This is a genomic window from Roseburia amylophila, from assembly GCF_025567465.1.
GTDB lineage: Bacteria > Bacillota > Clostridia > Lachnospirales > Lachnospiraceae > Roseburia_C > Roseburia_C amylophila.
On record NZ_JAOQKI010000021.1, the window covers coordinates 24,411 to 35,737 of the forward strand.

Below are 11,327 nucleotides of genomic sequence, written 5' to 3' on the forward strand. Positions count from 1 at the left end.
TATAAGCTGGGATAACCTAAATTGTAATAAAATGTCCTGAGAAAATCAGGAAACCAAACATCACCAGATTTAATGTGATTCCCCATGATGCCAGTGCATACCAGGTTTTCTTCTTATATTTCTTATAGAACTTCGACTTCTTCTGATAGATTTCCGTAACTGCCAGCAATATGCCATGATAGAGTCCGTACAAAATATAATGCACCGTCAGACCATGCCACACACCCATCACCAGCATATTGATAAGAAAGCCTGCTGCCGCACCGTTTAATCTGCTTTTAAACCATTTTTTGTGCATGGATAACATCATAAATCTGGAAAAGACAAAATCCCGAAACCACTCGGACAGGGAAATATGCCACCTTGCCCAGAATTCTTTCATATCCCGGCTGATAAACGGTTTCTTAAAGTTATCCGGTACGCAGATGCCAAGCATATAGCCGGTTCCCACTGCCATCAGACTGTATCCTGCAAAATCAAAAAACATATAAAAACCATAGCTGTATGCATAACAAACCATATTCCCTGCTGTCCGGTTCATGAACTGATTCATAATCTGATAGAAGAAATCCGCAAATACGAATTTATATGTTGCTCCTAAAACAAGCTTCTGTAAACCAATTCCAAACCGCTCAAGATATTCTCTTCTTCCCGGCACATTATGATAATCCTCCAAGAATCTTCTGCTCCGGTCAATGGGTCCGCAGCTAAAGGTTGGAAAGAAGATTAAAAATGCTGAAAAATCAAGGATTTTCACCTCTTCTATGGTGCCATCATAAAGTTCAATGATAATCTGCACCACCCGGAACGTAAGGTAAGAAATTCCGGTAAACTGAAAAAGATTCATCTCCTTTAACCATGGAAGGTCACATAGTTTACATAATGCAAGTGGCAGGATGGAAAGCAGCACAAAACTGCGATAAAATGCTGCCTTTCTTCCATATTTCTTTCTTATGTATTCATATCCTCTGACCAGCATCCATTCAATCAGAAAGTATCCTGCGAAATACGCAAGCGCCGTCAGATTTCCGCCTAACACGCAGACAACCATTACACCGGATACGATAAGGTTATACCAGCGCAGGCTCCTTTCCATACAGCCAAGAATCAATGCGAAAAGCAATAACAGAATCAATGTGCCAAAGAATGGTGCTCCGCTGTAAAAACTCATTCTGCCAGACCTCCAAGATATTTTCGGTCTGCCTTGCCATGGTTATTCATTGGCATGGTTTCGATATATTTTATTTTCTTTGGGATCATATAAACCGGAAGGAATTCCTTCAGACCGTTTTTTACCTGTCTTGAAATCTCAGATGCTTTCTTTCCTGCCATCTGTGCTCCTGTCACAAATGCCGTCAGGCTCTTTACCTTTCCTTCTTCCAGATTCGGCACTACGACTGCATGGTCAATCTGAGGAAGTCTTACCATGTTATTCTCAATATCTTCAATTTCAATGCGGTATCCATGCAGCTTCACTTGCAAATCGATTCTTCCATTATAATAAAGCTGCCCGCCTTTTAAATATCCGGCATCTCCGGTCTTATAACCCCGGTAAGCTTTTCCATCACGGATACAATGGAAAAATGCCTTCTTTGTCAAATCTGCTCTCATATAATAACCACAGCTTACCGTATCTCCGATAATAACAATCTCGCCCTGTTCTCCTTCCGGCAACACTTTTCCGGCTTTATCCCAGATTTCGATATAAGTTCCTGGCTTTTCATGGCCTACCGGAAGGGATTTGCCCCGGGCAATGGTCTCCTGCAATAACTTCTCTGTTATAGTCACATCCGTGACTGCCACCGTAGATTCTGTCGGGCCATAAGTATTGATGATAACTGCCTCTGAGAAACGTTCCTTTAACTTCTCTACCGTAGCTGTAGTAAGCACTTCCCCGCAGAATAAGAAAAGTTTTAAGGCTTTAATCTTTTCCCCACAGAAATTTCGGTCTGCCAGACACATATCTGCAAAAGACGGTGTGGATACCCAGATTTCGATTTCTGACTGTTCTAAGAAGCCCAACATTTCACTGTAGTCACTCTGCATCTTCTTATCCATGGTATAAAGCGTTCCGCCACAGACCAAGGAAGTGTATAAATCCATTACCGATAAATCAAAGGAAAATGGTGCCTGATTCATAAAATGCGCACCGCTCTTTTCTTTCATGGTACTGCCTAACTGAACCGACCATTCAAGATAGTGGCTGAGGCAGTCTCTTGTAATCTCTACACCCTTTGGCTTTCCGGTGCTTCCGGAAGTAAATATGATATACCATACTTCATCTTTAGTCAGAGGCTGTAGCACATCGGTCTCGTTTGTCTCCTGTTTTACGATTTCTTCTATCTCATCTTTTCTGATTTCTGTTCCGATTTCTGTCTGATAATCACCTTCTACCACAAAGGTCAGTTCCGGTTCTACGCTTAATACGGTCTCATCCACCCGGCTTACCGGAATGCAGATATCCTGCGGCACATAGCTTCTACCTGCTTTGGCACAGGCAAGGAAGCATACCACCATATACGGATTCTTATGTCCATATACAATAACCGGCCGCTTACGATCCTGACTATTCTTTGCAATCCATACTGCAAGCCGGTTGGAATATTCTTCTAACTCCTCATAAGTCAACTTTTGTTCTCTGCTTTGCACTGCACACCGCTTCGGATGTGCCAGGGCAGTTTCTCTGATGTTCTTTAAAATATCCATATCATCCCTCTTTTCTTTTTTCTAGGGACAACTATAGCACAATAAAATCACAAGAATATCACAGTTACGAATTCTTAAAGAACATTAATCTTTGCTTAGGCAGTTCTTAAAGAAATCTAAAACTTTCTACTTGGTTAATCTGTCTCAACAAAGTCCTGCTGCTTTATGAAATACTTTCTTCTCTCACTGTGTTATGCTATACTGTGTTTAAAATTTATTCCTGATAAAAAGGAAATAGACAGAAAGAGAGGATTCGATGATGTTAGAATTCAGATATGACACTCAGCTTTTAATTGAAGGGGAAAATCTAAACGAGGATGCAATTAATGATTACTTTACTAAAAATTTCAAAGGAGACTGTCTTCTGGCAGTTGGTGATGAAGAACTGATTAAGATTCATTATCACACCAACGAGCCTTGGAAGGTCTTAGAATACTGCGCAGGTCTTGGTGAAATCTATGACATTGTAGTAGAGGATATGGACCGTCAGGCACGGGGGCTTCAGGGTTAATCTACACTTGACATGAACTGTATTTCTATATTATTATAGTTCTTGTCTTGCGGGCATGGCGGAATTGGCAGACGCGCTAGATTTAGGTTCTAGTGGGAGACCGTGCAGGTTCAAGTCCTGTTGCCCGCAGTCCAACCACAAAAAACGGTTCAGGATAATTCCTGAACCGTTTTTATTCTACTTCCCAGTCTCACAGATTGAAGATAGATTTAAACTGTCATAAATCACATGGCTTTCTTCTTCTGAAAAATCTCCACGCAATGTCAGAACAAAATCACTATATTCCGTAATCATGCGGGCATAAGTAATCGTATAGCCGCTGTCTGCTGTTTGACTGGTAATGGTCAGTGTCACACCATCTGCTGTGGTATAAGTACCGGTGCTGTCATAAGCTTCTTTAAAAATATAATCATCCTCATTTGTTATATCCGATACTTCATACTGGATAGACACCGCCTGACTGTCTCCCTTCCGGTAACTGGCAAAGAATGCTCCCCGGGAAAAAGTGTCTGCATCCCTGGAATCATAGCAAAGCTGACAGGCTTTTTCACTCCAGAGTGTAGGATAATTTGCTTCTATATAAGAAACGTCAATGCCAATATTCTGGTCTTTAAAAGCATCGCTTAATTTCGGATAGACATAACCCACCTCTATTTTGCCATCAATCTTTTCTTCTGCCTTCAAGCTCCATAGATCATCCTTAGTTCCTTCGGTAACGGTTCCAACGAAATCAGAAGTTTGAATACGTTCCTCTGTCCGGTCTGTCACCTTGCTGTCTGCAAAATCAAGATTTTCTCCTGAAAATTCTTCATAATGAATCGTTGTCTCTGTGGCATTTTCCATAAATTCCGTTTCATTATCAATAATAGCAATCTGTTTTTGTGCAAGGATCCGCTCTGCCGCATATACACCACAGCCGGTGACTAAAACAAGAAGTGCCACAGCCGCTGCTGTCTGTGCCATTTTCCATGGTTTCTTCGTTTCCTTCTTCCGCATAGGTACAACCTCCTTTTGGGTTGACTGGTTTAAAATCCTCTCGTTGAGTTCTTCCGAGGGAATATCAGTTGCTATAAGGGAGTTGTGTAATAAATCATCTAAGGTTGGTTTCATATGATAAAATCCTCCAATTCCTGCTTCAGATATCTACGTGCACGCATCAGTTTACTTTTCACATTACTGATAGAGAGGGACAGCTTTTCTGCAATCTCAGCCACTTTGAAATCTTCCATATAATATAGAAGAATCACGATGCGAAGCTGCTCCGGCAATTTGTATACAGCCTTCCACACGGCTTCCTGCTCTTCTTTGCTTACCATATGCTGCTCTAAGTTTTCATCTGCCGAAAATGCTTCCAGTCCCTGCTCCTTCGATAAGGGAATCTCCGCTGCAATCCTCTTTCGCCAGGCAAATTTCCGCTTCCGGTTCTGCCAGAGCTTTATGGTAATTCCAAGCAGATAGCTTTTGACATTTTCCTCTTCCTTCCAGTCCTCCTTCTCACACATTGCAAGAAAGGTATCCTGATAGAGTTCTTCTGCCAGTTCCCGGTTCTGTGTCAGCCGGATACAAAAGGAATAGATGTCCGTTCCGTATGCCTCAATGTAATGTTCCAGTAATTGTTTGTTCATGCTTCCATTCTCCCAGACCGCGCCGTCATTTGTTTTGGGATGTTTCCCTTACACCTATATATTGTAATAACAGAAGAAACGGTTGCAGTGAAAGTTATTTTTTATTCTCCCACATGATGAATCCGCTCTACCAGAGTGCCATCTCCTTCCATAAATCTACCTGCTGCCAACGGTACGAAAATGCACAGTGCAAACAGTGTCACTATCATGACAACCACCGGAATGACAGGGATAGAAAATGCTACCTTATGATAATTCATCCGCTGAAACAACAGCACATCAATGCCAAGTCCCACCGTTGCCGTCAGGAAAAGCGAAATTCCCGCATAATACATCCCTTCTGTCAAAAGCAGCCTGCGCTGTTGTTTTCCGGTCATGCCAATGCTTTCTAATATTGCAATTTCCCGCCTTCTGCCGGATATACTGCCAAGTTCTGTATTGATATAATTCATCACACCGATAAACCCTAAAACTATAGCGATTCCCATTCCTAGCTGCCACATCTTCTGTTCTGCCGGCTTCTGCTCTTTGATACCCTTTAACTTGCTGCTCCAGGTAATATCTTTTGCATCCTTAGATTCCTGTATCAGCTCTTTGACTTTCTTTTCTGTTTCCTTATCGTATTCCTCGTCATAAATCACCGATACCTTGTATGTCCACAGGCTCTCTGCCTTATCCTCTAAAAAAGAGTCACTGACTAAAATCATAATCGTCGGTCCCATGGCAGTCGGACCGAGATACGGACTATCATCCTCCTGTATTCCCGCAACAGATAAACTTACCTCGCTGGGTCCACGATATGGGCTGTCATCCTTCTGCAGCCCTGCAACAGATGTGCTGTATTTCTTTGTTTCCTGCCCCGGAAAATAAAAGCTTATTTTCTTATTTTTGACATCCGCATTGGTATATCCCATATATTGCTGGCATAAAAGGCAGCTTTCCCCTGCCAAAAATGATTTCTCATCGATTGCCGTTTCATTCTGCTGATTGATATAATGAAATGTTTTTTCATCGATTCCAACCACCAGCGCCATGAAATGTTCCGGATTCTGCTGATATTCTTCTCTTACATCGTCATATTTTATATACATCCACTGGTCATAGAAATCACGCATCCACTGATCCGAAAAATCCGGCTCCCAGGGTACAACGATTGTACTGTAATTTAATTTATGAATTTCCTTCACTCCATCTATTTTTAAAAGTTTCTCACAAAATGCATCATCAAAAGGCTGTTTCCAGTCTGATACATCTGCCACCATACTCTTATTGGTCAGTTCCATATCTGCATTCATATACTGCAGTTCCGCTGTCCGTTTGCTCTGGCTTCCCGCCAGCGTTACCACACATAAAAATACAGTCAGGCTGGTAGATAGTGAAAGAATGACAAGGATTGTTTTCTTCTTCATCCGGCAAAGCTGCTGCCATGCCAGCCGGTAAATAATATTTTTCCCGGTTCGCTTTTTCTTTCCGGTATAAACTGTCTTTGAAGTCTGATAACCCAGTGCCTCCATGACAGAAATACGCTCTGCTACTCTTACCGGCTTACGGCTGGCAAGATAGACCGTCACTGCCATAATAGCAATCGTCAGCACCAGAAACTCCGGTTTTATCGTTACCGCCATCTTTTCTGTACGAATTCCCAGTACCCGGATTGTTCCCGGAATCACAAGATAGGACGTCAGAAATCCCAAGCCTGTTCCCAGTAGAATGCCTATTCCACTTAGGATAATCTGCTTCTGCCACAACAGCCGGTGCATCTGGCTTTCTGTCATTCCCACAGCCCGCAGCAGTCCATAATAGCGGATATTGTCTTCTATCGATAAATACATGATATTGTAAATCAGTAAATAGGCACTGAGACAGGTCAACATAATGATTCCCAACATCCCAAGAAAAATTTCCTTTACCTTATCACAGTCCCATGTTGTCTGGATGCTCTGCTTCCGTTCCAGATTTAATTCTTCTTTCAGCCGGTTCTCTATCCGGTCTGATGCAAACCAGAAACGATATTGATAATAGAGAATGCCGCAGCCATAGTCTGCCTGACTGTAGCCTGCCTGTTCAAACACCTCTTCCGTCACGAAACAGTTGGCAGTTTCTTCATAGTCATCTATGATGCCCGTAATTTTCATGGGCTTTTCTACCTGGGTTCCATCTTTCTTCTGATAGCTTAAAAGCAGCGTATCTCCAATTGTAAGATTTTCCAACTTCCGCTTTTCCAACAGCGTCTTTGTAACCATCACCTCATCGGCTGTCTCAGGATACCTTCCCTCCTGATGCAGAATGCCGGGCTGATGCATTTTCTCCCGGTAATTTTTATCCTCATATATGATAGAAATATTCTTTTCACCGATGTTTCCCAGCATAAATTCTGTAATTCCAACTACCTCAATACCAGGATCTGCTTTTACTGTTTCTTCCTGCTCCTTTGTGACTCCACCCATCAGAATTCCATCATAGAGTTCCCCCACAGAATGCAGCCGCCAGACATACTGCATATGCATGTAGGAAGCCCCTGTCTGCATAACCGTAAACAGCATCAGCACCGCCAATACAATTGCCACAAGATACAGGCTGTTTTTCTTTCTGTTGCTCCTTATGGAACGGACTGCCATCTTACGGATGACAGCCTGATTATTATTTTTAAGCATAGAGCTTTCGTTCCTTCCTGATTTTCCCATCTTCCATGTATACAATCCGGTCTGACAACTGCGCCACGTCCATGTCATGGGTAATCAGAATTGTAGTCTGCTGATATTTTCGTGCCACTGTTTTTAACAATCCCATAACATCATGGCTGGTCTGTGTGTCAAGATTTCCTGTGGGTTCATCCGCTAAGAGAATAGCCGGCTTATAAGATAATGCCCGGGCAATTGCTGTTCTCTGCTGCTGACCGCCGGATAACGTACCCGGCAGTGCATCCCGCTTATCTTCTATTTTCAGTTGCCTTAACAATTCTTCTATATATGCCTTGTCCACATAACCTCCATCCAGCTCGATGGGCAGCACAATATTCTCATACACACTCAAATCAGGAATCAGGTTATAGCTTTGAAATACTACACCAACCTTCCTTCTTCGAAAGACTGCCTGCTCTTCCCTCGTCATTGACGCAAGGCTTTTCCCATCAATATAGACTTCTCCGGATGTTGGCACATCCAATGCTCCTAACATATGCAGCAGCGTACTTTTCCCGCTTCCGGACTTTCCGATGATTGCCACAAATTCTCCCTCTTTTACGGTAAGGTTCACTCCATCTAAGGCTTTTACCGTATGGGTTCCCAACGGATAATATTTCTTTAACTCCTCTGTCCGTACTACTTCTTTTATTTCATTGGCAGATAAATGCAAAATTCTGCCCCCTTTCCACTTTCTGAATGCACTTCCATATAGCCGTCCTGCATCGTCACAATCTTTCGTGCCAGATACAGGCCAATCCCGATTCCATCCTCATCATGGACTTCCGGTTCCCGGTAAAACCTTTGAAAAATCTGTGCCTGATGTTCCGCAGGGATTCCCCTTCCGGTATCCCGGATGCTGATTTTTCCAAAAACCTCCTGTTCCATTACTGAAATATAGATGCTTCCCCCTTTTGGAGTATATTTCACTGCATTCTCTAAAAGATTAAAAATTGCTTCCTGTGTCCACTTGGCATCGCAAAACAGTTTCAATGTCTCCGGGCAGTCCATATGGACAGAAATCTCTTTTGCTTCCGCTCCCGGTACCACTGCCGCAACCGCTAGTCCTAACACCTCAAAAATCTTTGTGTCCTTTTCACATATTTCTATGATTCCGGTTTCCAGGCGCGAAAGCTTCACCAGACTCTGCATCAGGAAATCCAGCCGTTCTGTCTGTTTTATCAGCTTTCCAATACACTCCTGCCGCCGCACCTTATCTTCCTGTTCCTCTTCTAAAATTTCCAGATATATTTTAATATTCGCCATTGGCGTTCTGCCCTGATGGGAAATGTCAGAAATCAGCTCTTTTATCTGTTCTTTTTCCTTATGGCTCTGTCGGTTCTTCCTGTTCCAAACATCCATAAGCTCCTGCAAATCTTGATAAATCTTATCCCAAAGGCTGTCCTTAAACTCCGCTTCATTTCCAATGTCTTCACCTGCTTTCATCAGCGTCAGACACCGCTGTAGTTCTTCCGTAAAATCATAGATTTCCTTCTTCTGCCGATACAGTCTGACTAGAAGATAACTTATCACAATGCCACAGCCTGCTATTATTCCTATCGCAACCATTGATATCCCATCCCATATACATTTGAAATATATTTGTGTTCCGCATCCTCTATCTTTCCACGGAGCCGGTTCACATTGACTGCCAGTGTGTGTCGGTCCACATATGCTTCATCACAGTCCCACAATTGCTCTAACAGCACATTATAAGAAAGCAGCTGTCCTGCATGTTCAATAAATAAGCGTAACATCCGAAATTCCGTAGGTGTTACCATGCACTCTTTCCCCTCTATTTCTACCTTGACCCGGTCAAAGTCTATCCGCAGATATCCATCTTCATAAATATTTCTTGGATTTTCCGTCTCCCGTTTTAAAATGACCGCTATCTTCTTTAGCAGAATATGTATGGAAAATGGCTTTGTCACATAATCCTCTGCTCCCAACTCATACCCGGATAACACATCTTCTTCCAAATCTCTTGCCGTAAGAAACATGACCTTTACTTTCCTGTGCTCCATAATCCATTTACAAAAGCCAAAGCCCTCTCCATCCGGAAGATTTACATCCAGTATCATAAGCGAATATTCCTGCTGCAAACCCGCAAGCTTTGCCTCCTGAGTGGAATAGGCACTTTCTGTCTCATACCCTGCCTGCTGCAGTGCAAAGCAAATTCCCTGGTTCAGTTCCCGGTCATCTTCCACTACTAATATTCTATCCATCTTCCCTAAACATCCTTTTTCTTATCTGTTGTCATTCGTTTTTTTCTTTCCTACTTTTCCCCGCTTCATTCCTATGTCTCATTATACAAATGCTTCCTACATCGCGCAACGAATAGATTGTCACAGTTTTGTGATAAATGATTTTGGATAGAAAAAAGCAGGAATTACACTTTCATAATCCTGCTTTCTACTTTATCAATATTTCTTTGTCAATCTCCTGTTATTCTGTTACTTTTTCAACCCTTCCGGAACCGGTCTTCTTTTTGCGCTGAATTCGCTTACATCAATCCGAATCACATTGACAATGGATACCAGTTCTTCATTAAAAGTAAAATCTCCTCCGGTCTGGCATTTCATCAAAATAGAAAGTGCCTGCATTTTCTCATTTACATCCTCTACAATCACAGCTTTCCCTTTTCCCACAACACAGGAATAGGAATTGCCATACTGGCATGCCACCTTTCCTTCAAATGGCACCACATCACACTCCATTTCAAAGCATACCTTCGGATTTTTCTCTATTAAATCATACTTATATCCCTTCTTTGCTCCATGAAGGTAAATCACCATTTTCCCAGCTTCATAGGTATAGCCGTAATTCATCGGTAACACATAAGGCTGGTCACCATCCACAAGTCCGATATGCACAATCTTGCAGGCATCCATAATCTTAAGGATTTCATTTATATCTGTTACTTCACGTTCTCTTCTTGTCATGCTTCTTCTCCTCCAAGTACATCAAACATATCTTTCTTTTCTTCTATGCACTGTAATAAAACTGCTAAATATTCGTCTTGTTCATTAAACTCTAATTCTATTTCTCCATTTGGGTCATAACCAAAAATACCTTCATACTCTTCTCTTGCTTTTTTTAATTCATCTGTTTCTTTTCCATAATACATTATTTCATCTTCCTTTCAATCTTTATATGTTTCTCCAAAGATTTTTGAAAGCCTTCCTAACACCTCATTATCTCAATCATAAAGCATTCTACCTAATTACGCAAACGCTTCTTTTTCTCCTTTTGAAGATGAAGGGGTTCAAAAATGCCCTTGAAGATGGGGTGAAGATGAATATTTGGGCTTACTTAGCACTACTTCCGATTACTCACAAAAATGGCGGAAACACTGTATTTATCAGCATTTCCGCCATTTTCAACTACTGAGACATCGGGGATTCGAACCCCGGACAACTTGATTAAAAGTCAAGTGCTCTACCAACTGAGCTAATATCCCATACATATTTAGTTCGATAAGTGCTCTTTCCAAATCCTTTTGGAATTCTTCAAGATACATCGCAACTTAACTGGGCTAGTTGGATTCGAACCAACGTATGCAGCAGTCAAAGTGCTGTGCCTTACCGCTTGGCGATAGCCCATCAATTTTACAAAAGATGCTCTAACCATCGCATCAAGGTGGATACAGGGATTCGAACCCTGGGCCTCCAGAGCCACAATCTGGCGCGCTAACCAACTGCGCTATACCCACCATAAGATTCCGGCCATCAGGCGGTCTCTCTTCCCTCTCGGGAAAATGTGCTCGAAGGGATTCGAACCCCCGACCCACGGCTTAGAAGGCCG

The 11,327-nt window shown here is 42.3% G+C and carries 11 protein-coding genes and 4 tRNA genes; 2 read left to right on the forward strand and 13 right to left on the reverse strand.

Annotated features, from left to right (window positions below; translation table 11 throughout):
• Positions 1-16 precede the first annotated feature (16 nt).
• Both dltB and dltA read right to left on the reverse strand, forming a co-directional pair.
• On the reverse strand, positions 17-1,171 hold the full coding sequence (gene dltB, locus OCV43_RS11735; RefSeq protein WP_262624172.1) for a D-alanyl-lipoteichoic acid biosynthesis protein DltB: 1,155 nt from the start codon (positions 1,169-1,171) through the stop codon (positions 17-19).
• Entirely contained in the window at positions 1,168-2,706 is a 1,539-nt protein-coding gene (gene dltA, locus OCV43_RS11740) for a D-alanine--poly(phosphoribitol) ligase subunit DltA (RefSeq protein WP_262624173.1), read from the reverse strand. Before dltA ends, dltB begins: the two co-directional genes overlap by 4 nt.
• Before the next feature lie 259 nt (positions 2,707-2,965).
• Between dltA and OCV43_RS11745 the strand changes: the two genes are divergently transcribed.
• Both OCV43_RS11745 and OCV43_RS11750 read left to right on the forward strand, forming a co-directional pair.
• Positions 2,966-3,217: a kinase to dihydroxyacetone kinase gene (locus OCV43_RS11745; protein WP_262624174.1), complete on the forward strand. Its 252-nt coding sequence runs from the start codon at positions 2,966-2,968 to the stop codon at positions 3,215-3,217.
• A 49-nt stretch (positions 3,218-3,266) separates the two neighbouring features.
• Positions 3,267-3,346, forward strand: a tRNA-Leu gene (locus OCV43_RS11750).
• A gap of 48 nt (positions 3,347-3,394) precedes the next feature.
• Here OCV43_RS11750 and OCV43_RS11755 read toward each other — a convergent pair.
• The 11 genes from OCV43_RS11755 to OCV43_RS11805 form a co-directional block, all read right to left on the reverse strand.
• The gene (locus OCV43_RS11755; protein WP_262624175.1) at positions 3,395-4,213 is read right to left on the reverse strand and encodes a hypothetical protein; all 819 of its coding nucleotides are present in this window, start codon (positions 4,211-4,213) and stop codon (positions 3,395-3,397) included.
• 110 nt (positions 4,214-4,323) lie between these two features.
• The gene (locus OCV43_RS11760) at positions 4,324-4,842 is read right to left on the reverse strand and encodes an RNA polymerase sigma factor (protein WP_262624176.1); all 519 of its coding nucleotides are present in this window, start codon (positions 4,840-4,842) and stop codon (positions 4,324-4,326) included.
• A gap of 101 nt (positions 4,843-4,943) precedes the next feature.
• Complete coding sequence (locus tag OCV43_RS11765; RefSeq protein WP_262624177.1) at positions 4,944-7,496, reverse strand: ABC transporter permease; 2,553 nt, start codon at positions 7,494-7,496, stop codon at positions 4,944-4,946.
• A complete protein-coding gene (locus OCV43_RS11770; protein ID WP_331494995.1) occupies positions 7,489-8,196 on the reverse strand; it encodes an ABC transporter ATP-binding protein in 708 nt (235 codons plus the stop codon). Before OCV43_RS11770 ends, OCV43_RS11765 begins: the two co-directional genes overlap by 8 nt.
• Complete coding sequence (locus OCV43_RS11775; RefSeq protein WP_262624178.1) at positions 8,172-9,092, reverse strand: sensor histidine kinase; 921 nt, start codon at positions 9,090-9,092, stop codon at positions 8,172-8,174. The genes OCV43_RS11770 and OCV43_RS11775 overlap by 25 nt, the downstream gene beginning before the upstream one ends.
• Positions 9,080-9,748, reverse strand: a complete 669-nt coding sequence (locus OCV43_RS11780) for a response regulator transcription factor (protein WP_022243470.1) — start codon at positions 9,746-9,748, stop codon at positions 9,080-9,082. The genes OCV43_RS11775 and OCV43_RS11780 overlap by 13 nt, the downstream gene beginning before the upstream one ends.
• Before the next feature lie 228 nt (positions 9,749-9,976).
• On the reverse strand, positions 9,977-10,465 hold the full coding sequence (locus OCV43_RS11785) for a pyridoxamine 5'-phosphate oxidase family protein (RefSeq protein WP_118087796.1): 489 nt from the start codon (positions 10,463-10,465) through the stop codon (positions 9,977-9,979).
• Positions 10,462-10,650, reverse strand: coding sequence for a hypothetical protein (locus OCV43_RS11790; RefSeq protein WP_227701439.1), 189 nt, complete (start codon positions 10,648-10,650; stop codon positions 10,462-10,464). The genes OCV43_RS11785 and OCV43_RS11790 overlap by 4 nt, the downstream gene beginning before the upstream one ends.
• A gap of 260 nt (positions 10,651-10,910) precedes the next feature.
• Positions 10,911-10,983 (reverse strand) — tRNA-Lys (locus OCV43_RS11795).
• A gap of 70 nt (positions 10,984-11,053) precedes the next feature.
• A tRNA-Gln gene (locus tag OCV43_RS11800) sits at positions 11,054-11,125 on the reverse strand.
• 36 nt (positions 11,126-11,161) lie between these two features.
• A tRNA-His gene (locus OCV43_RS11805) sits at positions 11,162-11,235 on the reverse strand.
• Between the last annotated feature and the right edge of the window lie 92 nt (positions 11,236-11,327).